28 protein-coding genes are annotated in these 20,281 nt (G+C 71.1%); 8 read left to right on the forward strand and 20 right to left on the reverse strand.

Annotation, left to right across the window (positions count from 1 at the left end):
* The 3 genes from Q0741_RS09340 to Q0741_RS09350 all read left to right on the forward strand — a co-directional run.
* The coding region (locus tag Q0741_RS09340) for a nitroreductase family protein (RefSeq protein WP_367184090.1) at window positions 1-738 on the forward strand (738 nt) is incomplete at its 5' end.
* A 69-nt stretch (window positions 739-807) separates the two neighbouring features.
* A complete protein-coding gene (locus tag Q0741_RS09345; protein WP_028998615.1) occupies window positions 808-1,047 on the forward strand; it encodes a zinc ribbon domain-containing protein in 240 nt (79 codons plus the stop codon).
* Window positions 1,048-1,057: 10 nt separating this feature from the next.
* On the forward strand, window positions 1,058-1,342 hold the full coding sequence (locus Q0741_RS09350; protein WP_298232931.1) for a DUF6156 family protein: 285 nt from the start codon (window positions 1,058-1,060) through the stop codon (window positions 1,340-1,342).
* Between the two features lie 111 nt (window positions 1,343-1,453).
* Here the strand turns inward: Q0741_RS09350 and Q0741_RS09355 are convergent, their stop codons facing one another.
* Together Q0741_RS09355 and Q0741_RS09360 are read right to left on the reverse strand one after the other, a co-directional pair.
* Window positions 1,454-2,269 (reverse strand): hypothetical protein, encoded by an 816-nt coding sequence (locus Q0741_RS09355; RefSeq protein WP_298232932.1) that lies wholly within the window; start codon window positions 2,267-2,269, stop codon window positions 1,454-1,456.
* A 3-nt stretch (window positions 2,270-2,272) separates the two neighbouring features.
* Window positions 2,273-3,823 (reverse strand): DUF2779 domain-containing protein, encoded by a 1,551-nt coding sequence (locus Q0741_RS09360; RefSeq protein ID WP_298232933.1) that lies wholly within the window; start codon window positions 3,821-3,823, stop codon window positions 2,273-2,275.
* 164 nt (window positions 3,824-3,987) lie between these two features.
* Here Q0741_RS09360 and Q0741_RS09365 point away from each other — a divergent pair, with 164 nt between their 5' ends.
* Window positions 3,988-4,716: a YkgJ family cysteine cluster protein gene (locus Q0741_RS09365; protein WP_298232934.1), complete on the forward strand. Its 729-nt coding sequence runs from the start codon at window positions 3,988-3,990 to the stop codon at window positions 4,714-4,716.
* 33 nt (window positions 4,717-4,749) lie between these two features.
* On the opposite strand, the gene Q0741_RS09370 is transcribed toward Q0741_RS09365, so the two are convergent.
* Both Q0741_RS09370 and Q0741_RS09375 read right to left on the reverse strand, forming a co-directional pair.
* A complete protein-coding gene (locus Q0741_RS09370) occupies window positions 4,750-5,037 on the reverse strand; it encodes a 2Fe-2S iron-sulfur cluster-binding protein (protein WP_298232935.1) in 288 nt (95 codons plus the stop codon).
* Window positions 5,038-5,053: 16 nt separating this feature from the next.
* Complete coding sequence (locus Q0741_RS09375) at window positions 5,054-5,533, reverse strand: HugZ family protein (protein ID WP_298232936.1); 480 nt, start codon at window positions 5,531-5,533, stop codon at window positions 5,054-5,056.
* Between the two features lie 132 nt (window positions 5,534-5,665).
* Between Q0741_RS09375 and Q0741_RS09380 the strand changes: the two genes are divergently transcribed.
* Entirely contained in the window at window positions 5,666-6,823 is a 1,158-nt protein-coding gene (locus Q0741_RS09380; protein WP_298232937.1) for an MFS transporter, read from the forward strand.
* A gap of 54 nt (window positions 6,824-6,877) precedes the next feature.
* On the opposite strand, the gene Q0741_RS09385 is transcribed toward Q0741_RS09380, so the two are convergent.
* From Q0741_RS09385 to Q0741_RS09440, 12 genes are all read right to left on the reverse strand, one after another.
* A complete protein-coding gene (locus Q0741_RS09385) occupies window positions 6,878-7,141 on the reverse strand; it encodes a hypothetical protein (RefSeq protein ID WP_298232938.1) in 264 nt (87 codons plus the stop codon).
* A gap of 34 nt (window positions 7,142-7,175) precedes the next feature.
* Entirely contained in the window at window positions 7,176-7,535 is a 360-nt protein-coding gene (gene cyaY, locus Q0741_RS09390) for an iron donor protein CyaY (RefSeq protein ID WP_298232939.1), read from the reverse strand.
* A 49-nt stretch (window positions 7,536-7,584) separates the two neighbouring features.
* A complete protein-coding gene (locus tag Q0741_RS09395) occupies window positions 7,585-7,941 on the reverse strand; it encodes a hypothetical protein (RefSeq protein ID WP_298232940.1) in 357 nt (118 codons plus the stop codon).
* A 5-nt stretch (window positions 7,942-7,946) separates the two neighbouring features.
* Window positions 7,947-9,395 carry a (Fe-S)-binding protein gene (locus tag Q0741_RS09400; protein ID WP_298232941.1) on the reverse strand — a complete coding sequence of 483 codons (1,449 nt, stop codon included), beginning with the start codon at window positions 9,393-9,395 and terminating at the stop codon, window positions 7,947-7,949.
* A gap of 32 nt (window positions 9,396-9,427) precedes the next feature.
* Window positions 9,428-10,270, reverse strand: coding sequence for an SIR2 family protein (locus tag Q0741_RS09405; protein ID WP_298232942.1), 843 nt, complete (start codon window positions 10,268-10,270; stop codon window positions 9,428-9,430).
* Between the two features lie 298 nt (window positions 10,271-10,568).
* Window positions 10,569-11,753 carry a DegT/DnrJ/EryC1/StrS aminotransferase family protein gene (locus Q0741_RS09410; RefSeq protein ID WP_298232943.1) on the reverse strand — a complete coding sequence of 395 codons (1,185 nt, stop codon included), beginning with the start codon at window positions 11,751-11,753 and terminating at the stop codon, window positions 10,569-10,571.
* Window positions 11,750-12,013, reverse strand: a complete 264-nt coding sequence (locus tag Q0741_RS09415) for a hypothetical protein (protein WP_028998604.1) — start codon at window positions 12,011-12,013, stop codon at window positions 11,750-11,752. Before Q0741_RS09415 ends, Q0741_RS09410 begins: the two co-directional genes overlap by 4 nt.
* Window positions 12,014-12,015: 2 nt before the next feature.
* Window positions 12,016-12,228: a putative nitrogen fixation protein NifT gene (nifT, locus tag Q0741_RS09420; RefSeq protein ID WP_298232944.1), complete on the reverse strand. Its 213-nt coding sequence runs from the start codon at window positions 12,226-12,228 to the stop codon at window positions 12,016-12,018.
* Window positions 12,229-12,238: 10 nt separating this feature from the next.
* A complete protein-coding gene (locus Q0741_RS09425) occupies window positions 12,239-13,405 on the reverse strand; it encodes a cysteine desulfurase family protein (RefSeq protein WP_298232945.1) in 1,167 nt (388 codons plus the stop codon).
* Between the two features lie 92 nt (window positions 13,406-13,497).
* A complete protein-coding gene (locus tag Q0741_RS09430) occupies window positions 13,498-13,770 on the reverse strand; it encodes a nitrogen fixation protein NifZ (RefSeq protein WP_298232946.1) in 273 nt (90 codons plus the stop codon).
* Window positions 13,771-13,785: 15 nt separating this feature from the next.
* Window positions 13,786-13,980, reverse strand: coding sequence for a 4Fe-4S binding protein (locus Q0741_RS09435; RefSeq protein ID WP_298232947.1), 195 nt, complete (start codon window positions 13,978-13,980; stop codon window positions 13,786-13,788).
* A gap of 243 nt (window positions 13,981-14,223) precedes the next feature.
* On the reverse strand, window positions 14,224-14,649 hold the full coding sequence (locus tag Q0741_RS09440; protein WP_298232948.1) for a hemerythrin domain-containing protein: 426 nt from the start codon (window positions 14,647-14,649) through the stop codon (window positions 14,224-14,226).
* Window positions 14,650-14,893: 244 nt separating this feature from the next.
* Here Q0741_RS09440 and Q0741_RS09445 point away from each other — a divergent pair, with 244 nt between their 5' ends.
* The 3 genes from Q0741_RS09445 (at window position 14,894) to Q0741_RS09455 (ending at window position 18,001) form a co-directional block, all read left to right on the forward strand.
* A complete protein-coding gene (locus tag Q0741_RS09445; protein WP_298232949.1) occupies window positions 14,894-15,154 on the forward strand; it encodes a DUF2249 domain-containing protein in 261 nt (86 codons plus the stop codon).
* 37 nt (window positions 15,155-15,191) lie between these two features.
* Complete coding sequence (locus tag Q0741_RS09450; protein ID WP_298232950.1) at window positions 15,192-17,459, forward strand: nitric-oxide reductase large subunit; 2,268 nt, start codon at window positions 15,192-15,194, stop codon at window positions 17,457-17,459.
* Between the two features lie 74 nt (window positions 17,460-17,533).
* Window positions 17,534-18,001, forward strand: coding sequence for an Rrf2 family transcriptional regulator (locus tag Q0741_RS09455; RefSeq protein WP_298232951.1), 468 nt, complete (start codon window positions 17,534-17,536; stop codon window positions 17,999-18,001).
* A 94-nt stretch (window positions 18,002-18,095) separates the two neighbouring features.
* Here the strand turns inward: Q0741_RS09455 and Q0741_RS09460 are convergent, their stop codons facing one another.
* The 4 genes from Q0741_RS09460 to Q0741_RS09475 all read right to left on the reverse strand — a co-directional run bounded on the left by Q0741_RS09460 (window position 18,096) and on the right by Q0741_RS09475 (window position 20,200).
* Window positions 18,096-18,533, reverse strand: coding sequence for an ArsC/Spx/MgsR family protein (locus Q0741_RS09460; RefSeq protein WP_298232952.1), 438 nt, complete (start codon window positions 18,531-18,533; stop codon window positions 18,096-18,098).
* 150 nt (window positions 18,534-18,683) lie between these two features.
* Window positions 18,684-19,205: a Fe-S protein assembly co-chaperone HscB gene (hscB, locus tag Q0741_RS09465; RefSeq protein WP_298232953.1), complete on the reverse strand. Its 522-nt coding sequence runs from the start codon at window positions 19,203-19,205 to the stop codon at window positions 18,684-18,686.
* A complete protein-coding gene (locus Q0741_RS09470; protein ID WP_298232954.1) occupies window positions 19,202-19,768 on the reverse strand; it encodes an Rrf2 family transcriptional regulator in 567 nt (188 codons plus the stop codon). The genes hscB and Q0741_RS09470 overlap by 4 nt, the downstream gene beginning before the upstream one ends.
* A 108-nt stretch (window positions 19,769-19,876) precedes the next feature.
* Window positions 19,877-20,200 (reverse strand): (2Fe-2S) ferredoxin domain-containing protein, encoded by a 324-nt coding sequence (locus Q0741_RS09475; protein ID WP_298232955.1) that lies wholly within the window; start codon window positions 20,198-20,200, stop codon window positions 19,877-19,879.
* Window positions 20,201-20,281: the final 81 nt, after the last annotated feature.

Below are 20,281 nucleotides of genomic sequence, written 5' to 3' on the forward strand. Positions count from 1 at the left end.
GCCCCCGCGGCCGCGCCCGCCACGCTGGCTGCCGTGCCGCCGTCTCCGCGCAGCGCGGTGGAGCTCATCCGCGGCCGGCGCAGCGCGCAGCGCTTCGACCGCCGCGCGACGCTGCCGCGGCCGGCGCTGGAGCGCATCGTGCAAGCCCTGATGCCCGGCGCCCTGCCCTGGGACGCGCTTCCCGGCGCGGTGCGGGTGCACCCCGTGTTCTTCGCCCACCGCGTGGAAGGGCTTGCGTCCGGGGCCTACCTGCTGCCGCGCAGTGCGCGGGGTGGGACGCTGCTGCGCGAGGCGCTGGGCCCGAACATGGATTGGAGGCCGGTCGAGGGTCTGCCGCTGTGGCGGCTGGCCGAGAACCCGGCGCTGGCCGGCGCGCTGCGCACCATCGACTGCCACCAGGCGCTGGGCAGCGACGCGGCCCTGGCCTTCGCACTGCTGGCCGAGTTCAACCAGCCGCTGCGCGACGCGCCCTGGCGCTACCGCGAGCTGCTGGTCGAGGCCGGCCTGCTGGGCCAGGTGCTGTACCTGGAGGCCGAGGCGGCGGGCTTCAGCGGCACCGGCATTGGTTGCTACTTCGACGACACGCTGCACGAGCTGCTCGGCATCGAGGACACGCGGGTGCAGTCGGTCTACCACTTCACCATCGGCGCGGCGCTGCCCGACCCGCGCATCCAGAGCATGGCGCCCTATGCCGGGCGCGAGGAGCACGCATGGACGCCCGATCCTTCCAGCGTTTGAGCCCCGCGCAGGCGCGCGCGTGGCTCGACGCCCATCCCGACCTTTTCACTTCCAACGCGTGAGGCCCACATGCCGATCTACGACTACCACTGCCCGGCCTGCGGCCAGGACTTCGAGCTGCTGGTGCGATCCAGCACCACGCCGGCCTGCCCGCACTGTGCCGCCACCGAGCTGGAGCGGCGCGTCTCGCTGACCGCGCCGCAAGGCAAGATCAAGGCGATCATCGCGTCCAACCGCCGCGCCGCGGCCCGGGAAGGCCACTTCAGCAACTACAGCCAGGCCGAACGGTCCAAGCTGCTCAAGGGCTGAGGCGCGCCGCATGGATTCTCCGAGCGAAGAACGCACCGTCCGCTGCTTCCTGACCTACAGCGGCGTGAAGCTGCCGCTGCAGCTGAGCCAGGAGCTCGACACCGCCGCGCTGCGCCACCGCAACACCTACTTCCGCGCCGAATACGACGCGCAGGGCCGCATGTGCCGCTGCGACAAGGTGGTCTATGGCGAGGTCGAGATGCGGCACGACTACCGCTACGACGCGGGCGGCGCGCTGTGCGAGGCCGTCATCACGTCGGTGCACGAGGACGAGCCGCAGGTGCTGGCCTTCTGATGCGTCGACTTGAGTTGACGTCGTGAGTGAGGTAGTCCGTTCGTCCTGAGGTATCGAAGGACGAACGGAATACTTCATCAACAAGCACGACTTGGAATCAGACAGGCTGCTTCACCGCCGCACCCGGCTCCCCAGCGCCGTGGCGATCGCCTCGGCGCGCGCCTGCAGCGCCGCTTCCTCGTCCAGCCCGGCCACGGGGGCCGCGCGACTGGCCGCCAGCGCCAGGCGGATGCGGTCGGCCTTGACGTACTCGTCGGCATGGTGGCCCTCGAAGGCTGCCCAGTCGCAGGTGCACAGCAGCAGCAACTGCTCCAGCCGCGCCGGGTGCTCGCGCGCCTGCACCCGCTCCAGCAGCATGGCGATGGGGCCGGCGCGCATGTCGCTGGCGCGGTGGATGCGGTCGCACTCGTCCACGGCCAGATGTGCCAGCGCCACCGCGTCCGCCGGCACCGCGGCGCGCCGCGCGAGCGCGTCGATGGCGGCATGCGCGCGCTGCTCGTGCTTGTGGTGGTGCGGCCAGATCTCGCGCGGCGTGCCGGACTTGCCGACCTTGTGCATCAGCGCCGCGAAGCGCAGTGCCAGCGGCGCATTCGCGCGTGCCGCCGCGTCGATGAAGCGCCACTGGTGCTGGCCCACGTCCACCCATTGCGGCCCGTCCGAGAGCTGCGGCACGCCAAACAGCCCGTCCAGCTCGGGCAGCAGCTGCGGCAGCGCCCGCGCAAGGCGCATGGCCTCGAAGGCGCAGGAAGGCCGCGGCGCCATCAGTGCCGTGGCCAGCAAGGTCCAGCGCGCGTGGGGCGTCATGCGCTTGATGCGGCCGGAAGCCGCCGCCAGCGCCAGCGTCGTGACGTGCGTGGCATCGGGCTGCTCGCCGGCCGACTGCTCCAGGCAGCACAGCAGGTCGTCGTAGGGACGGATGGTCTTCATGGCTCAGGCCTGCTCCAGCACCGCCGTGATCCGCCGCAGCGCGGCGCAGTGCCGGCGGCCATGGTCGCGCAGCGCCTGGCGCAGCTTGTCGGCCTCGGCCGGCGGCCATCCGCGCTCCAGCGACGCCGCGTAGGCCTGCAGCGGGCTGTGGAAGCAGCGGCCATGGCTGCGCACCTCGAACTCGTGCGCGCCGGCCTCGGGCACCATCGCCCTGAACACCGAGCGCAGCGACCACGAGCCGGCCATCGCGGGGTGGTAGTAGTGGTCGCGCAGCAGCGCGAACAGGTCCACGATGCGCGGCAGCAGCGCCGACAGGGCCGGGCCCAGGTCCTCGAAACGCTGCGCCAGCTCGCGGATGCGGTTGCGCTCGAAACCCGCGTTGTAGGCGAACACCGGCCCCTCGCTGCCCAGCGCCTCCACCAGCGAGGCGGCAAAGGCTTGGCGCGGGTCGCCGTCGTTCTCCGCCAGGAAGCCCGCCCGCACGACCCGCCCATCGGGCGTTTCCACGTCGCAGCTCCACTGGAACGGCAGCAGCTGGTAGGGCTGCGTGCCGGCCCAGGGCGGGACGGCAAAACCGATAGTTTCAAAGCGCAACCACCGCCGTGGCCCGGGCAGCGTGCGCAGTGCCGCTGCCGCGCCCGGGTCGAGCACGGGCTGCCCGTGCATGACGGCCCGCGCGGCGCGGCGGTGCCGGGCCGCCGTGAGCCGGTGCAGCGGCACGTTGCGCAAGTCCACGTAGCCCTCGGCGCGCAGCTCCGCCGCCAGTTCGCGCCCGACGATGTCCAGGCTGTTCACGGGATCGACCAGCACGGGCTCGGCGACCGGCAAGCCGCAGGGTGCGAGCTGCTCGCACGACCCGCCCGCGCTCGCGTCCGAGCCGCAGGGCGCGCCCAGTGGCACGGCGGGCAACTCGCCGCGCTCGCACTGGCGCATCGCGACGATCCACTCGCCCACCGGGCGCGTGCCGAGCACGGGCGCCAGGTCCACCTCGCGGTAGAGGCCGGCGTAGCAGCCGTGCCCGGGGTAGACGAAGCTGGTGTCGATCAGCAGCAGCCCCGCGCTCTGCACGCGCAGCGCGTTGCGCGCCATCACGTGCAGCCACAGCGCCACCGCGTCGATGTCGGCGTCGGTGCCGGCGGTGGCCTGGCGCACGCGCAACAGCTTGAAGCCTTGGGCGCCGCGGGTGACGAGGTCGATGCGCACGCGCACCCCTTCGTCGCTGGCCACGCAGGCGCCGGCCACGGCCCAGGCCTCGTCCTGCGATTCGATGTCCACCAGCAGCCGTTCGGTGATGTCGATGGCGGCCTGCCATTCGTCGTCCGTCCGGGGAGCGTCCAGCGTGACCAGCCCCGGGTAGGAGGCGCGCAGCGCCTGCTCGACACCGGGGCCTCTCACCATGCGGTCCACGCCCGGCCCGCTTCGCGCGGGCGCCGCTGGCACGCTCGCGTGGCGGTGCAGCCAGTAGCGGCGCGCGCAGGCACGCCAGCGCCACAAGTCGTCTTCGGACAGGGGATTCAGCGGTATCGGCATCGGCGTCTTTTGCGTGAGATCCATGAAAGCTTTCACAAGGAGCGCTGCGGTCAGCGCGATCGCTACAAACGTGACAAACCCCGGCCGCACGCCGTTCCCCTGCGTCCCTGTTGCAAGAGTTGTGCGCAACACAGCCTTGAGCTGGCTCAAGTTGCGGGGGCAGCCATGTCACTACCTTTGCCTACACCATGCACCCATCACGCGAATTTTTCCAGGCGCTGCACCGTGCCTTCGACACCACGCTGGCCGAGCGCGGGCGCACGCCGGTCGTGCTCGATGCGCTGCTGAGCCAGGCCTTCGACAGTTTTGCGGGCAACGTTGCCATCCAGTGCGAGGACGAGCCGCCGCTGGCTTGCGGGCGCGGTTGTGCAACTTGCTGCACGCTGCGCGTGGGTGCCACCGCGCCCGAAGTGCTGCTGGTGGCGCGCTTCCTGCGCGCCGTGACGCCGCGGCTGCTGCAGCGCGGCGTGGACCTCGTGGCCGGGTTGCGCGAAGCCGATGCCCGGACCGCCGGCCTCGCGGAGCGGAAGCGCGTGGCGCTGCGCCAGCGCTGTCCCTTCATCGCGCAGGGTGCCTGCGTGATCTATTCGGTGCGTCCGCTGGCCTGCCGCGGGCATGCGTCGCACGACCTCAAGGCCTGCATCGAGGCGGCTGCCGGTCGGGCGCTGCAGGTACCCTACAGCGAGGGCCACCGCCGCGTGCGCTCGCTGGTGCAGAACGCCATGCAGTCCTCGCTGCGCGATGCCGGGCTGTCCTGGGGCGTGTACGAGCTCAACCGTGCGCTGCTCATCGCGCTCGATGACGCGCATTGCGAGGCGCGCTGGCTCAACGGCGAGGACGTGTTCGCCAGCGCGGCGCTCAATGAAGTGCCGGCCGAGGAGATGGCCGCGGCGTTCGACGAGTTGCGGCCGCATTGAACGCCGCCGTGGCGGCGCTCGTGCGAGGGATGATCAGTCCTTGAGCTCCAGGCGCGGCTGCAGCAGCACCACGTCGGTTTCCGCCAGCGCGACGCAAGGCAAGGTAAGACCTTCGGCCTTCTCGTCGGGCGAGAGTCCCGGCCACTCGATGCGGTAGCGCACCCGGCCCTCGGTGAGCTGGGCGATGCATTCGCGGCAGGTGCCGTTGCGGCAGCTGCTGCGCAGCCTGATGCCCTGCGCCAGCGCCGCTTCCAGCAGCGTGGCGCCCTCCTCCACCGCCACGGTGCGGCCCAGCGGTTCGATGCGCAGCGTCCTGCCCATGGTTCGCGCTCCGCGTTCAGGCGCCGGCGCGCAGCCAGGCGTCCAGCTCCGCGCCCACCAGGCTGAAGGCGCGGCCGAAGCCCGCGATCAGCCGTGCCGACACGGGCTGCAGCGCGAACAGGCGGAAGTCGCCCAGCTCGAAGATCGGGGCCGTGTCCGGAAAGCGGGCCAGGTATTGCGCGCGTGCCGCCGCGTAGGCGTCGCCCTCGCGCTCCAGCGGCAGCGCATCGGCCTGCAGCGACACGCGCGGCAGGGCCTGTGCCGGCCATTCGCCCCCGGCCTCCGCCATCACGAGCAGGCTCACGCGCGGATGCTCCAGCATGTCGCGCGTGTGCGTGGCCAGGCCGCTGACGTGGATGTAGAGCCGCGTGTCGCCCGCGGGCAGCACGAAGGGCGCCATGGAAACGGCGGGCTCCTCGCGGTGCAGCGTGGCCAGCGCGGCGACGGGCCGCTCGGCGAGCAGGCGGCGCAGCAGGGTGGAAGTGTCGGCATCCATGGGCGGGATTGTGGCCGACGGCTCCCGTGGGCCATCGCGCACACTGCGGCGGCCACGGGCGCGGCGCTTGCCGACCCGGGTGCCTCGCGCCGCCGCCCGGCCGCCCCTTTTTCGTTCCGATCCCGAGCACGCATGCCCTTTCCCCTTGATCGGCCCGTGTGGGCCGTGCGCCTGCAGTTCTTCATCAGCGGTTTCCTGTTCGCCACCTGGGGCGTGCACGTGCCCACGGTGCGCGCGCATTACGGCCTGGACGAGCAGCGCCTGGCGCTGACGATGCTGGCCGCCGGCGTGGGTGCGCTGTGCGGGCTGGCCTTTGCCGGGCGCTGGGTCGGCCGCTGGGGGCCGCAGCGGGTGGCGTGGCTCACCGGCCTGGTGGCCGCCCTGACGGTGATGGCGCTGCTGGCCAGCGGCTCCTGGATGCTGCTGCTGGCGACGATGTGGGTCTTCGGCGCCGCCGGCAGCGTGTACGACGTGGCGATGAACGCCGGCGGCGCGGCGCTGGAGGCGGCCAGCGGCCGGCGGCTGATGAGCCGTTTCCACGCCCTCTTCAGCTTTGGCGGCATGGCGGGCGCGGCCTTCGGCAGCGCGCTGCTGAGCATGCGGGCGCCGCCGGTGCTGCACCTGGCGCTCACCGGCGTGGCGGCCGTGGCGGCGGTGTGGTGGGCGACGCGGCCGGCGCTGCCCGACATGGCCGCTGCCCCGGCGGCCTCGGAGAGCCGGCGTTTCGGCGTGGGCCGCGGGCGTGGCGTGCTGTGGATGCTGGGCGCGCTGGCGGCGATCGGGCTGGTGGCCGAAGGGGCGATGTACGACTGGAGCGTGCTCTACATGCAGCGCGAACTGGGCAGCGAGCCCGCGCTGTCGGCCCTGGCCTATGCCAGCTTCTCGGTGGCGATGGGCCTGGCGCGGCTGGTGGGCGACGCGGCCCGGGCGCGCTGGCCGGCGCATCGGCTCATGGCCGGCAGCGCGCTGCTGGCCGCCGCCGGCATGGCCGTGGCGCTGGCCGGGCGGCATCCGGTGCTGGCGCTGGTGTGCTTCGCGCTGGTGGGGCTGGGGCTGGCGAACGTGATCCCGGTGCTCTTCGCCGCCGCGTCGCGGCTGCCGGGCGTGCCGGCCGCCAACGGCATCGCGGTGGTGTCGTCGCTGGGCTACCTGGGTTTCATGGCCGGCCCGCCGGTGATCGGCTTCATCGCCCAGCACCGCTCGCTCACGGCCGGGCTCATGACGGTGGTGGTGTTCGCGGTGCTGCTGGCGGTGGCGGGCGGCAGGGCGCTGCGGCCGGCGCCGGCTTGAGGTGTGGGGAGAGCGGTTGAAACAGCAAACCGGATCGGACCGAAAACGGCTCCTTCATGTCATCCGTTCATCACCCCGGTATCCGGCTCCCCTTTCGTATTCCCGATACCGAATCCTGAAATGCGACTGCATCTTGCCCGCCTCCGGCAGGGATTTTTCAAGCTGCGGGAATTTCTCCAGCACTTCCTTGCGGTGCGTGGCCCAGGCGGACAAGAGCGCCTCCCGCGCCTCGTCGCAGGTCGCGCCCGCGCCATGCCAGACGAAATCGTGCGTGATCATCTCGGCGATCACGATCGTGCTCGGGGGAATGATGGCCATGGCGCGGCGTCCGGTGAAATGAGGCGAGGAAAACTCAGGAAACCGGCGAGAACTTCAATGGCCGCCCCGCCTGCTCGCTGGCGCATTCGGAAAGCGCCGCGAAGAATTCCCGGCCCTCCCGGTCCACCCAGCGGCCTTCGACGTAGCGGTAATGGAAGCCGCCGCTCCTGGCCGCCATCCACAGCTCCCGCAGCGGCGGCTGCGTGTTGAGCACGATGTGGGTCCGGTTCGGAAACACCAGCTCCAGCAGCCCGCCACTGCGGCGGGTGTCGATGTCGATCTCGTCCGCCTCCAGCCACGCGTCCAGCGTCGCCTCGATGCCCGAGAGGATGGCGTGGGTCTTCTGGCGGTACTCCAGGTCGGAAAGCGGGGTGGCTTCCACGGTGGCGCTCATGGGGGTCGTCCTGTGATGGGGGTTGTGCGAACAACGGTGGCGGCCGGACTCAGTAGCCGAGCTCGAACCACACCGGCTGCTTGCGCCGCAGCTCGGCCAGCAGCGTCATGGTCTGCGGCACCAGCGCGTTGACGGCGTACCAGATCTCCTCGCGGCGCGGCTGCACGCCGCGGCGCAGCTTGTCGTGCAGCGCGGCCCAGCCGCTCCAGTCCACCTGCATCAGCCGGCTGTGCAGCGCCGGGGTCACGTTGCCCAGGGTGTGGGCCATGATCAGCAACTGCGCCTCCACTGCCCGCAGCGTCAGCGTGCTGGCGAAGAGCTCGTCCTCGTCCTGCATCTCGTGCGTGAGTTCCTGCACGGAGCGGCCGGTGTCCATCACGATGTCGTAGAGCGAGCGGTGGTACATCGGCTTCAGCCCTCCTGGGTTGCGGCCTCTTGCCGCGATGGCCGCGTCGCCGGGGTGCCCTTGGGCAGCGGGGCGCGTGTCGGCGGCGATGCGGGCGGCACCGTCAGCGCCGCCTGCAGCAGCTCCGCCAGGTGCAGCGACTCGCGCCCGGCGCCGTCGCGGATCTGCTGCCGGCAGCTCGTGCCGCTGGCCAGGATCAGGTCCTCCGGCGCCGCCGCGCGCACCGCCGGCAGCAGCGACAGCTCCGCCATCGCCATCGAGTGCCCGTAGTGCTCGGCCTCGTAGCCGAAGCTGCCGGCCATGCCGCAGCAGCTCGATTCGATCCACTCCACCCGCAGCCCCGGCATCTTGCCCAGCAGCTTGCGCAGCGCCTTGAGCGTGCCGTGCGCCTTCTGGTGGCAGTGGCCGTGCACGTGCACGCGCGTGGGCGCGGCGCCGGCCAGCGGCTTCACGGGCAGCACCAGGCGCTTGGCATCGAGCTCGCGCGCCAGGAACTCCTCCAGCATCAGCGACTGCTTCATCAGCGCCTGCACCGGCTCGGCCTCCAGCCCCAGCATGCCCACTTCGTCGCGCAGCATGCTCAGGCACGAGGGCTCCAGGCCGATCACCGGGCGCCCGGCGGCCAGGTGCGGCGCCAGCGCCGCCACCAGGCGCCGCGCGTGCCCGCGCGCCTCGTCGATCAGCCCCGCCGACCAGGCCGTGCGCCCGCAGCACAGCGGCGCGCCGCCGTCCGTGGGCTGCAGCAGGTGCACGCGGTAGCGTGCGGCCTGCAGCACGTCCAGCGCGGCGCGCGCGATGTTGGGCTCCAGGTGGTTGGAGAAGCAGTCCACCAGCAGCACCACTTCGCGCAGCGGCTCCACGGGCTCCAGGCGCATGGGCGGGTTGGACAGGAAGCTCCGCGCCGCCGGCCGCGGCAGCCGGCGCCGCGCGGCGATGCCCAGCAGCCGCTCGCCGGCCCAGGCGGCGCCGGGCAGCCTGTCGCGCAGCGCCAGCAGCGGGCGCAGGCGCTTCAGATGCGGCAGCCAGCGCGGCAGCCTGGCGAAAAGGCGCGTGCGCAACGGCGGAGGCTGCCGGCGCCAGCGCTGCGCCAGCGTCTCGGCGCGCAGCGCGGCCATGTCCACGCCGTTGGGGCATTCGCGCTTGCAGCCCTTGCAGGCCACGCACAGCGACATCGCCTCGGCCAACTGCGCCTGCTGGAAAGGTCCGTCACCGAGCTTGCCGTCCAGTGCCTCGCGCAGCACGGCGGCGCGAGCGCGCGTGCTGTGCCGGTCCTCGCCGGTGATGCGGAAGCTCGGGCACATCACGCCCTTGTCCGCCGCCTTCCTCTGGCACTGGCGGCTGCCGATGCACAGCGCCGCGGCCTTGCCGAAGCCTTCGCCGGCGGCGGGAATCGCGGCATACGCGTCGCCCTGCCCGTAGGCGTCGTAGGCGCTCCAGTCGAGTTCGAGCTTCATGGGCCTCGCCGCTTCGGTCGGTGTGGCCGCACTCAGGCCGCGGCCGTGGCGCAGCCCGTCAGCGCCGCGGCCACCGCCGCCAGCGGCAGCGCGATGCGCGTGATGCCCTGCTCCTCCATGAAGCGCGCTTCCATGCGCGTGGGCTCCTCGGCCATCACCGCGAAGTGCGGGCCCTGCGAGCGCTTCATGATCTGGCGCGCGAAGGCGCGCGGGAGCTGGTCGTTGAAGCGGCAACCCAGGAACACGAAGCCCAGCGCGCCGCGGCGCTGCTGCACCTCGGCCGGAATGGGCGTCTGGATGTCGATCTCGGTCAGCACCTCCACGTAGTCGCTGTCCGACACCAGGTAGTTCGACGCCGGGCCGCGGCCGCCCCAGGGCTTGTAGTAGAGGGTCCTGGCCGCGATGGGGTCGGGGCTGGCGGCGCCCTGGGCGTCGTACCAGCCGATCCAGGTGCCGAAGTGCTCGCTCTGCGACAGGCCCTGCACCTCGGCCCAGTCGCTGCGCGCGGCCAGCGCCTGGCGCAGCGTGTCGTCGTACCAGCAGTCCACGATCACCGGCGCGGGCAGCGCCGCGATCCAGCGGTGCAGCGCCGAGGGCGCGGGCGCGGCGGCGTAGGCCTCGTCCATGCCCTTGACCAGCGTCTTGCGATGCTTGAAGTTCTCGATGAACTGCGCCGCGGCGGTGAGGCGGTTCTTGATCTTGCCCGGCACCGACACCTTGGCGGTGAGCACCGCGGCCAGCGCCAGCGGATCGGCCGGCGGCAGCGCGCCCTCGCACAGCGACAGCATGGCCGGGCCCAGGTAGGGCGCCAGGGTGCCGGCGGCCAGGCCCTCGACGACGGCGGTGGGCACTTCTTGGACGGTGGCGTAGGTCATGGGTCTCTCCAGAAATAGCGGTCTCGTCACGCCCGTGCGGCAGCTGCGCTGCTGCACGGGAAAAGTCGTGGGCACTGCCCGTGAGCTGGCGCGGTCCGCTCTCTACTTCGTCATCCCCGCGCAGGCGGGGATCCAGGCGGCCCCACGCCGGAGCGCGAGCTGCGATGCCGGCAACACGACCTCAGCGGTGCCGTGGTTCCAACCTCGTTCCCTTCGGCCGGCTTGGGGACCGCCTGGATTCCCGCCTTCGCGGGAATGACGGAGCAGGAAGGCCATCGCGTCAGGCGTTGGCGCCGTCTCACAAATAAATCGCCGCCCCCGCCCCCACGTTGATGGACGAGTCCTTGAGCGTCTTGACGATGAACTTCACGTGCCCGGGCGTCAGGTGCGTGTGCAACGGCAGCGCCAGCGCCCGGTCGGCGATGCGCTCGGTCAGCGGCAGGTCGCCGCGCTTCCAGCCCTGCTGCATGTAGTGGAACTGCTGGTGCAGCGGCATGCAGTACATGACCGCCTCGATCAGCTCGGTTTCCAGGTCTTCCAGGATGTCGTTGCAGGCGCTGGCGGTGAAACGCTTGCCGAGGTGCACCACGTAGAGCATCCAGTGCACCTCGTCCACGCCCGGCGCCACGTAGGGCGGCTTGACGCCTTCGAAGGACTGCATCTCCAGCAGGTAGCTGGCCTCCACGGCCTTGCGCTTGTCCAGGATGCGGTCGATGCGGCCGAGCTGCCCCGCGCCCAGCGCGGCGGTGATCTCGCTCATGAGCGCCTGCAGCGGCACGCGCGAGCCCACCGAGATGGAGCGCCGGTCCTTGAGCGAGCGCGAGCGCAGGTAGCGCAGCTCGGAGGCCAGCGCGTCGTCGTCGGTGACGACCATGCCGCCCTCGCCGCAGCACAGCGCCGAGGGCTGCGAGAAGTCGAACACCGAGAGGTCGCCGAAGCTGCCCACGAGCTTGCCCTGCAGCCGCGAGCCCAGGGCTTCGGTGGAGTCCTCGATCAGCCAGATGCCTTGCTCGTCGGCCAGCTTGCGGAACTCGTCCCACGCGGCCGGGTGGCCGTTGGTGTTGCCGGCCAGGATGGCCTTGGTGGCGGGGGTGATCCTGTCGGCCGCGCGCACCGGGTCCAGGCAGCCGGACCAGTAGTTGATGTCGGAAAACACCACGCGCGCGCCGGTGAGCTCCACCGCGTGCGCCACCTGGTGCCAGCTGTAGGGCGAGGCGATGACCTCGTCGCCCGGGCCGATGTCCAGCGCGCGCAGCGCCAGCCACGTGCCCACGGTGCCGCTGGAGACGGCCACCGCGTGCTTGCGCCCCACCCAGCGGGCGAAGGAGCTCTCGAAGTGCTGCACCATGCGGCCGGCCGACAGCCGGGGCTCGCCCAGCGCCGCCGTCACCAGCTCGACCTCGACCTCGCTCATGTCGGGGTCGGACAGCAGCAGCTCCTCCTCGTCGGAGAGGCCGTCATCGGTGTCGGGTACGGCGTTCATGCGGCCGCCTTGTCCACGAGGTAGAAGCCCGCGGCCTGTGCCGGGTCGGTGGTGACGGTCCAGCAGTGGCCGTCGCTGGCGCCGAGGTAGAGCACGCGCCGCGTGCCGGTGGCCGCGGGCGTCTCGTGGCGCATGTCCATGGCGTCCACCACGATCACGCGCAGCGGCGCGAAGCGTTCGCGCAGGGCCGTGGCCGCCTGGCGCACGGTGTCGGCGGCGTCGGCCACGCCCAGCGCCTCCTGGAGCAGCGCGGCGTCCATGCTCAGTCTCCCGACAGCCGCTTGGCTTCGACGGTGATGGGCAGCGAGGTGCCCTCGGGCATCTCCGGCAGCGACAGCACCCAGCCGTTGGCCAGCGTGACGGTGCCGCCCCACAGGCCCTCCTTCTCCTGCGACACGACGGGCTCTTCGAGGTCCTTCTTCGGCACGTAGGCCGAGAGGGTGCCCTTCTGGTCTTTGCGCATCATCACTTTCATCACGGGACTCCTAGGAAACAGGCTGCGCTTCGGCCAGGGCCAGCAGCGGCAAGAGGTGTTCGGTGGCCGCGGCGATCGTGGCGTCGATCTCCGCGGCGGTGGTTTCGGGGCCCAGCGACAGCCGCACGCCGGCCTTGGCGTGGAGCTCGCTTTCGCCCATGGCCAGCAGCACGTGCGAGGGCTGCGTGCCGCCGGCGCTGCAGGCCGCGCCGGAGGAGGCCACGATGCCCGCGCGCTCCAGCTTCATCAGCACCTGCTCGGCGTCGAGGCTGCCGAAGCGCAGGCACAGCGTGTTGCACAGCCGCTCGGCCTCGCGGCCGTAGACGTGCACGCCGGGCAGCGCCGACAAGCCGTCTTCCAGGCGCTGGCGCAGCGCGCGCATGCGCTCGATGTCGGCCTGCAGCGTCGCGGCGGCGCGGTCGCAGGCCGCGGCGAATCCAGCGATGCCGGGGACGTTCTCGGTGCCGCCGCGCCGGTTGCGCTCCTGGCGGCCGCAGAGCAGCGGCGGGATGGCCAGCCCCTTGCGCACCAGCAGCGCGCCGATGCCCTTGGGGCCGCCGAGCTTGTGGGCGGAGACGGACATCAGGTCCGCCCCGCTGGCGGCGAAGCCCAGCGCCGCCTTGCCCGCCAGCTGCGTGGCGTCCACGTGCATCCAGGCGCCGGCCGCGCGCGCCAGCGCCGCGACCTCGGCCACGGGCATGAGCACGCCGGTTTCGTTGTTGGCGCCCATCACGCTGACGAGCGCCACGTCCTGGGCGATGAGCGAACGCGCCGCCGCCAGGCTCAGGCGTCCCTGCGCGTCCACGGGAATGAAGTCCACCTTCACGCCCTCGCCGCGCAGGCGCTGCGCCAGCGCCTGCAGGCCCGGGTGTTCGACGGCGGACATCAGCACGCGCTCGCGCCCACTGGCCTTGACCGCGCCCAGCACCGCCATGTGGTTGGCCTCGGTGGCGCCGCTGGTGAAGACCAGCTCCGCGACGGCGCAGCCCAGGAAGGCGGCGACACGGCCGCGCGCGCTGGCCAGCAGCCGCCGCGCGTCCTGCCCGGGACCGTGGGTGGACGAGGGGTTGGCCCAGTCCTGCCGCAGCGCCTGCACCATCGCCGCCACCGCTTCGGGCACCGGGCGCGTGGTGGCGTTGTGGTCCAGGTAGACGATGGCGGGGGCGGTGCTGCTCATGGCGAAGGGCTCCGGTCAGCGGCCCGCGCGCGGTTGCCCGGGCAACGGCCGGCGCATGCCGGTCTTGCCCGGTCGTGGCGCGGGCCTGGGGCTCATGCGGCAGCCAGCTGCGGTGCCGGCTTGGCGCTGCGCATGGGCTCGATCTCCTCTTCGAGACAGCCCAGCACGCACACGCCGAAGTCCACCATGTAGATGGGCACGTTGGCTTCGCCGTGGTGCCCGACCTGCACGATCTCGCCTGGACCGCCGGCGACGACCAGCAGCAGGTCCTCGGGGATGTCGGGCAGGCTGCCGTCGTTGTAGAGATCCACCGTGGCCCGGACTTCCAGGCCCCAGGGATACTTCGGTTCGCGCAGGTCCATCATGGCGGGCTCCTTGCGTCAGACCTTCTTGATGCAGCCGTCCACCGGGCACACCGCCACGCACTGCGCCGAGTCGAAGTGGCCTTCGCACTCGGTGCACTTGGCCGGGTCGATGATGAAGGCGCCGCCCTTCTCGCGGATGGCGTTGTTCGGGCACTCGGCCTCGCAGGCGGAGCAGCCGGAGCACTGGGAAGCGATGATCTTGTAGGCCATGGTGAGACTCCTCTCGATGCGGCTTGGGTGGGTGAGCGGGCAACCGCCGTGCAGGCAGCGGCCCCGGGTCTGGACCGCTCATTGCGAGAGTCGTGCCAACCCCGATTCCCTGGCGGATCCATCGCTTGGAGCGCGAACGCTTGTCCGGTAGGCGACAAACCCAACAAGCCGCGTCGGGTCCGCGACGGGGCGGTCGGCTTGGCATCGGCCAAGCGACGGCGCGGGTGGACGCCGCGCCCAGGCCTAGGCAGGCGTCGTGAGGTTGCGCTCCACGGCCGGGTAGAAGTCACGGTTCTCGCGCTGCATGCGCTCGAACACCGTGCGCAGCACCTGGTTGGCTTGCGCTCGAAAGCCCTCCGGATCGGCGCGCACCCGGGCTGCCGTGTTCCATTGGCGCGCGAAGGCGTTGTAGGCCCCCGCGATCGAAGCCATCTCGGCCTGGAACTGGCGGCCAAGGCGGGCAAGCTGACGGTCGTGGGCCGCCTCGAGCGCGGGGTACAGCGCCTTGTCTTCCGCGGCCAGATGCATCTTGATCACCGCACTCATCGCCACGACGAGCCGGGCGATGTCGTCGGCGTGCTCGGCGATGCCCGCGTGCGCGTGGCGCCGCAGCGTCGCGATGAAGTCGAGGATTTGGCTGTGCTGGTCCTTGAACTTGTCGATGTTCACGTAGGCCTCGGTAAAAGGTGTAACGACAATACATCTTAAACGGGCTTCTCATCCCTTGCCCGAAAAAGCGCCACACCAGCCAAGGTCTACGCAAGGAGTTGCCGCGGCTCGTGCCCTGCCGCGCCGCCTGGGCAGCCATCGAAAGGAAAGTCGTTCCTTGAACTGGTTCAAGGAAACGGGCCGCTCCGCCGCCTACATTAGATGCACTTCAAATGCACCTTTAACCACCGACCACGGAGCCCTGATGACCCAGCCTACCTCCGGCACGACCATCGACGTTCGCACCATTGCGCCGCGCGAGCGCCATCCCCTGATCTTCCAGACCTTCCATGGCCTGGGCGATGCCGAAACGATGGATATCGTCAACGATCACGACCCCCGGCCCCTGTACTACCAGATGCAGGCCGAGCAGCCGGGGCTGTTCACGTGGGACTACCTGCAGACCGGTCCCGATGTCTGGCGGGTGCGCATCACCAGGCGCGCCGGTCCCGCCAGCCTCGCCTGAGCGCGGGCGCACAAGTCAACCGTTCACAGGAGTTGCCATGAAGACCAACAGCAGGCTGTGGCGATGGCTCGGCCTCATTTTCGTGCTGTCGTTCGGGGCCCTCGGGTACCTCGGGTGGCAGATCTACCTGGAGGCGCCGCCCATTCCCAAGGCGGTGGCCACCGCCGAGGGCGAGGTGCTGTTCACCGGCGAGCAGATCCAGCGCGGGCAGCGGGCGTGGATGGCCGCGGGCGGACAGCAGCTGGGCACCGTCTGGGGCCACGGCAGCTACGTCGCGCCCGACTGGTCGGCCGACTGGCTGCATCGCGAGGCCGTTGCGTTGCAACGCATCCACGCTGCGCAGCAGGGTACCGGCGCCGACGCGCAAGCCGTCGTCGATGCCAAGGTGCGCACCGAGATGCGCCACAACACCTATGACGCGGCCAGCGGCCGCGTCACCGTGTCCAGCGAGCGCGCGCAGGCCATCCACGAGACGGCGCGCCACTACGAGGCGCTGTTCGGCAGCGACGCCTCGCTGGCGACGCTGCGCGAGCAGTACGCGATGAGCGAGGACGCCCTGCCCCAGAAGGCGGACCGCCAGGCGCTGGCCGCGTTCTTCTTCTGGTCGGCCTGGGCCGCCAGCACCGACCGCCCGGGCGAGGCCGGTCTTTCCTACACCAGCAACTGGCCGCACGAGCCGCTGGTGGGCAACACGATGACGACCTCGGCGGCGATGTGGTCGATGGTCAGCATCGTCCTGCTGCTGGCCGGCGTCGCGGCGATGCTGTGGCTGCACGGCCGCGACCGCCACGAGGAGGAGGCCACGCCGCCCAAGGCCGATCCCTTCCTCGGCTTCAAGGCCACGGCGTCGATGCTGGCCACGCGCAAGTACTTCTTCGTGGTCATCGGCCTGATGCTGCTGCAGATCGCCATGGGCATCGTCACCGCCCACTACGCGGTGGAGGGCCAGTCGTTCTTCGGCCTGCCGCTGGCGGACGTGCTTCCCTACGTCAGCAGCCGCACCATCCACACGCAGATCGGCATCTTCTGGATCGCCACGGCGTGGCTGGCCACGGGCCTGTACATCGCGCCGATGCTCTCGGGCCGCGAGCCGAAGCTGCAGAAGCTCGGCGTGGACGCGCTGTTCTGGGCGCTGATCGTCGTGGTGCTCGGCTCCACGATCACCGGCTGGCTGGGCACGCTGCAACGCCAGGGAGCGGACTTCTCGTTCTGGCTCGGCAACCAGGGGCTGGAGTTCACCAGCATGGGCCGCGTGTGGCAGCTGCTGCTGTTCGTGGGCCTGCTGTTCTGGGTCTTCCTGCTCGGCCGCGCGCTGTGGCCGGCGCTGCGCAAGCCCTCGGAGAGCCGCGGCCTGATCGCCATGGTGTTCCTGTCGGCCACGTGCATCGGCGGCTTCTACGCCACCTCGCTGACCTGGGGCCAGCACACGCACTACTCGATGATCGAGTACTGGCGCTGGTGGCTGGTGCACCTGTGGGTGGAGGGCTTCTTCGAGGTCTTCGCCACCGCCGTGATCGCGCTGATCTTCACCAAGCTGGGCCTGGTGCGCCCGGCCAGCGCCAACCGCGCCATCGTGGCGGAGACCATCGTGTTCCTGTTCGGCGGCATCCTGGGCACGCTGCACCACCTGTACTTCACCGGCACGCCGACCTCGGTCATCGCCGTGGGCGCGGTGTTCTCGGCCCTGGAGGTGGTTCCGCTGACGCTCATCGGCCTGGAGGCGATGCAGACCTGGCGCAAGGCGCGTTCGGTCCCCTGGCTGCAGGCCTACCAGTGGCCGATCCTGTGCTTCGTCGCGGTCGGCTTCTGGAACACGGTGGGCGCGGGGCTGCTGGGCTTCGCCATCAACCCGCCGGCGGCGCTGTACTACGTGCAGGGGCTGAACATGACGGCGGCCCACGGCCACGCGGCGCTCTTCGGCGTGTACGGCATGCTGGGCATCGGCCTGCTGCTGTTCTGCCTGCGGGGCCTCTTCGCGCGGACGCTGCACGCCGACGGCCTGCTCAAGCCCGCCTTCTGGGCCCTCAACGTGGGCCTGGCCATGATGGTGTTCATGTCGCTGCTGCCCGCGGGCATCTACCAGGCGTGGGCCAGCATCGCCAAGGGCCTGTGGTACGCCCGCTCGCCGGAGATCATCCACTCCGGCGTGATGGAAGCCCTGGTGTGGCTGCGCGTGCCCGGCGACATCGTGTTCGCCGCCGGCAGCGTGTACCTGGCGCTGTACGCCTGGCGACTGTTGCGCCCGGCAACCAGGGTGCGCGCATCGGCGCCCGCGCTGCCGGCGTCCGCTGCCGCCAAGCGGTGATGGCAACCAAGGGAGGGCTGCGGCCCTCCCTTTTTTCGCGTTCAAAATCCGCCGATGACCGAAGGCCCCTGCCCATGAAGCTCACCTCCTTTACCGACTACAGCCTGCGCGTGCTCATCTACCTGGCCGTGAACGGGGAGCGGAAGTCGACCATTGCCGAGATCGCCACCGTCTTCGACATCTCCGAGCACCACCTCGTCAAGGTCGTGCACTTCCTGAGCAAGCAGGGCTGGATCGCCACCATCCGCGGCAAGGGTGGCGGGATGACCCTGTCCAGGGCGCCGAAGGACATCCGCATCGGCCAGGTCGTGAGGGACACCGAAGGCACCGCGGTGCCCGCGGAGTGCTTCGAGCCCGGCGGCGGGCACTGCATCATCCGCGGGTGCTGTGGGCTCCAGGGCGTCTTCGCCGAAGCCATGGAAGCCTTCTACGCGGTGCTGGACCGGTACACGCTGGCGGATGTGGTGCGCACGCCCCAGGTCCTCGCCCAGGTCCTGCACTTCCACCGCTCGGTGCCGGGTTCCACGGCGCGCGCCTCCTGATCCGCTCGTTCGGGGCGGCGACGCCGTCCCGCCCCCTGCCCTCCTCCCTTCACGGCCACGATCACGGCGTAGGGGGCGAAAGGGGCCGCAGGACTCAGGAGGAGGCGCAGCGCATCTTCTTCCCGGGGTGCGCCGCGGCGGCACAGCCTTCCAGCGAGGCGGGCGTGCCGGGCTTGGCGTCCAGGCCCACGAAGCGCTCGACCTCGGCGGTTTCGAAGCCCACCAGGCGCGTGCCATCCTCGCGCTCCATCAGCGGGCGGCGGATCAGCAGCGGCTCGGCCAGCAGCGCGGCCAGCGCGGCTTCGGCATCGAGCGCCTCGGGCACGATCTCGCCGCTCTTGACGCGCGGCGCGGCGCGGTTGAACCACGCTGCCACCGGCAGCGGCGCGAGGAACTGCAGCAGCCGCTTGCGTGTCCAGGGCTCGGCCAGCAGGTCGCGCCGCTCCAGCGTGTGGCCGGCGGCTTCGAGCAGCGCCCGCTGCCGGGCGTTGCCGCCGCAACCGGGCTTTTCGTAGAAGCGCAGATGCGCCATGGGAGGGTTCTCCTGTTCCTTTCCACTGAAATAGCCTCGTCACACCCGCGAAGGCGGGTGTCCACGAACCCCGGGCAGCGTCCCGGCAGGCGTGGATGCCCGCCTTCGCGGGCATGACGAAGGAATACTTCGCCTTCAATGAAGAGTTGGTCAGGCCTCCAGCGCCTGCAGCCGTTCGTCGATGGCCTCGCGCAGCCGCACGAGGTAGCTCAGCACCCAGGCCTGTTGCGCTGCCGTGGCGGTGTCGCCTTGCTCGTCGAGCAGCACGCGCAGCAGTTCCAGCGTCTCGCGCTCGTGCGCGGCCACCTCGGTATCCAGCCGTTCCACGGTCGTGGCGTCGCGGGCCTCGTCCAGCGTCTCGCGCCAGCCCATCTGCCGCACCAGGAAGGCCATGGGCACCGCGCCGCGGCCGGACTGCGCGTCCATGGGCGCGCCGCGCAGCTCGCACAGCATGAAGGCGCGCTGCACCGGGTTGCGCAGCCGGTCGCGCGCCTCGTTGATGCGCACGGCCCACTGCGTGGCCGCCTGCTGCTCCGCGGCGCTGGCGCTGGCCACGTTGTCAGGATGCATGCTGGCCTGCAGCGCACGCCAGCGCTCGTCCACCGCCGAGCGCTCCAGCGCAAAGCGCTGGGGCAGCCCGAACAGGGTGAAGTCGTCCGTCGCCAGGTTCATGCGAGGCTTTCGGAGAGCAGGCGCAAGGGCGCCTCGCCCCGGGCCACGGGCAGCGCCTTGGGCATCACGCCGCGCGGCAGCGCCATGGCGCGCAGCGGCAGCGCCTCCACTTGCGCCATCGCGGCGGCCTCATCACGGCGGCGGGCCTGGTCGATCAGGTCCTGGATAGTCACGGCGCTGAGCACGCCGTGCATCACCTCGTCGAGTCCGGCCCACAGCTCCTGCGTCAGGCACTTGCCGGCGTTGTCGCCGACGCGGCCCTCGGCGCAGAAAGTGCTGCGCCGGTCCGGCGGCTCCTTGACGCACTGCACCACCTCGGCCACCGTGATCTCGCCGGGCCGGCGCGCGGGCTCGTAGCCGCCCTCGCGTCCCCGGGTGAAGCGCACCAGCTTGTGGCGCCGCAGTTGCGTGAACAACAGCTCCAGGCCATACGACGACACGCGCTGGCGCTGGCTGATGCGCTCCAGCGGCACCGGCCCGCGCTGCGAAAGCAAGGCCAGGTCCACCATGACCGCGACGGCCACGCGGTCCCTGGCAAAGCGCCCCCGGGTGTTGGCTTCCATACTTCGGCTCCCCAACTGACTACATTCCTGCGCTGCGAGCTAGCAGGATCCGCGCCAGCGCGCGCGACGCGCCGTCGCAGCCTGCCGTCGCCGTGACTCGTTACCGGCTCACCAGGCGCCGGCTTCGGCCAGCAGCCTCTCCACCGGCTTGCCGCCTTCGAGGTGGCTGTCGAAGATCTCCGCCACGTCGGCGGTGCTCACGCCGCTGTAGAGCACGCTTTCCGGATACACCAGCACGTTGGGGCCGTTGTCGCACGGTCCCAGGCAGCCGGAGTAGGTGATGGCGACCTTGTCGTAGGCCTGGCGCTTCTGCAGCTCGCCCCAGAAGGCCTGCAGCAGCGGCGAGGCCCCCTTGGCGGCGCAGGAGCCGCGCGGGTGGCCGGGCGGGCGCTGCTGGCTGCAGACGAAGACGTGGCGTTGAGGCTTGGGCATGGTTTCTCCTTCAACCAAATTTGAACAGGATGCCGTGCCCGCCGCGCGGGTATTCCCAGGCGACGTTGGCGTGCTCGGTGC

Origin of the sequence: uncultured Azohydromonas sp. (genome assembly GCF_937926365.1) — a bacterium.
Classification (GTDB): domain Bacteria; phylum Pseudomonadota; class Gammaproteobacteria; order Burkholderiales; family Burkholderiaceae_C; genus Azohydromonas.

Bases quoted from the DNA above. Each gene is read 5' to 3' on its own strand.
- Q0741_RS09400 (WP_298232941.1), bottom strand. From the start codon at position 9,395: ATGAAGCTCGAACTCGACTGGAGCGCCTACGACGCCTACGGGCAGGGC.
- Q0741_RS09475 (WP_298232955.1), bottom strand. From the start codon at position 20,200: ATGCCCAAGCCTCAACGCCACGTCTTCGTCTGCAGCCAGCAGCGCCCG.
- Q0741_RS09395 (WP_298232940.1), bottom strand. From the start codon at position 7,941: ATGTACCACCGCTCGCTCTACGACATCGTGATGGACACCGGCCGCTCC.
- hscB (WP_298232953.1), bottom strand. From the start codon at position 19,205: ATGAACCTGGCGACGGACGACTTCACCCTGTTCGGGCTGCCCCAGCGC.
- Q0741_RS09355 (WP_298232932.1), bottom strand. From the start codon at position 2,269: ATGAAGACCATCCGTCCCTACGACGACCTGCTGTGCTGCCTGGAGCAG.
- Q0741_RS09375 (WP_298232936.1), bottom strand. From the start codon at position 5,533: ATGGATGCCGACACTTCCACCCTGCTGCGCCGCCTGCTCGCCGAGCGG.
- Q0741_RS09365 (WP_298232934.1), top strand. From the start codon at position 3,988: ATGCACCCATCACGCGAATTTTTCCAGGCGCTGCACCGTGCCTTCGAC.
- Q0741_RS09410 (WP_298232943.1), bottom strand. From the start codon at position 11,753: ATGAACGCCGTACCCGACACCGATGACGGCCTCTCCGACGAGGAGGAG.
- Q0741_RS09350 (WP_298232931.1), top strand. From the start codon at position 1,058: ATGGATTCTCCGAGCGAAGAACGCACCGTCCGCTGCTTCCTGACCTAC.
- Q0741_RS09425 (WP_298232945.1), bottom strand. From the start codon at position 13,405: ATGAGCAGCACCGCCCCCGCCATCGTCTACCTGGACCACAACGCCACC.
- Q0741_RS09455 (WP_298232951.1), top strand. From the start codon at position 17,534: ATGAAGCTCACCTCCTTTACCGACTACAGCCTGCGCGTGCTCATCTAC.
- Q0741_RS09345 (WP_028998615.1), top strand. From the start codon at position 808: ATGCCGATCTACGACTACCACTGCCCGGCCTGCGGCCAGGACTTCGAG.
- Q0741_RS09370 (WP_298232935.1), bottom strand. From the start codon at position 5,037: ATGGGCAGGACGCTGCGCATCGAACCGCTGGGCCGCACCGTGGCGGTG.
- Q0741_RS09405 (WP_298232942.1), bottom strand. From the start codon at position 10,270: ATGACCTACGCCACCGTCCAAGAAGTGCCCACCGCCGTCGTCGAGGGC.
- Q0741_RS09385 (WP_298232938.1), bottom strand. From the start codon at position 7,141: ATGGCCATCATTCCCCCGAGCACGATCGTGATCGCCGAGATGATCACG.
- Q0741_RS09380 (WP_298232937.1), top strand. From the start codon at position 5,666: ATGCCCTTTCCCCTTGATCGGCCCGTGTGGGCCGTGCGCCTGCAGTTC.
- Q0741_RS09430 (WP_298232946.1), bottom strand. From the start codon at position 13,770: ATGATGGACCTGCGCGAACCGAAGTATCCCTGGGGCCTGGAAGTCCGG.
- Q0741_RS09470 (WP_298232954.1), bottom strand. From the start codon at position 19,768: ATGGAAGCCAACACCCGGGGGCGCTTTGCCAGGGACCGCGTGGCCGTC.
- nifT (WP_298232944.1), bottom strand. From the start codon at position 12,228: ATGAAAGTGATGATGCGCAAAGACCAGAAGGGCACCCTCTCGGCCTAC.
- Q0741_RS09445 (WP_298232949.1), top strand. From the start codon at position 14,894: ATGACCCAGCCTACCTCCGGCACGACCATCGACGTTCGCACCATTGCG.
- Q0741_RS09450 (WP_298232950.1), top strand. From the start codon at position 15,192: ATGAAGACCAACAGCAGGCTGTGGCGATGGCTCGGCCTCATTTTCGTG.
- Q0741_RS09460 (WP_298232952.1), bottom strand. From the start codon at position 18,533: ATGGCGCATCTGCGCTTCTACGAAAAGCCCGGTTGCGGCGGCAACGCC.
- Q0741_RS09415 (WP_028998604.1), bottom strand. From the start codon at position 12,013: ATGGACGCCGCGCTGCTCCAGGAGGCGCTGGGCGTGGCCGACGCCGCC.
- Q0741_RS09360 (WP_298232933.1), bottom strand. From the start codon at position 3,823: ATGGATCTCACGCAAAAGACGCCGATGCCGATACCGCTGAATCCCCTG.
- cyaY (WP_298232939.1), bottom strand. From the start codon at position 7,535: ATGAGCGCCACCGTGGAAGCCACCCCGCTTTCCGACCTGGAGTACCGC.
- Q0741_RS09435 (WP_298232947.1), bottom strand. From the start codon at position 13,980: ATGGCCTACAAGATCATCGCTTCCCAGTGCTCCGGCTGCTCCGCCTGC.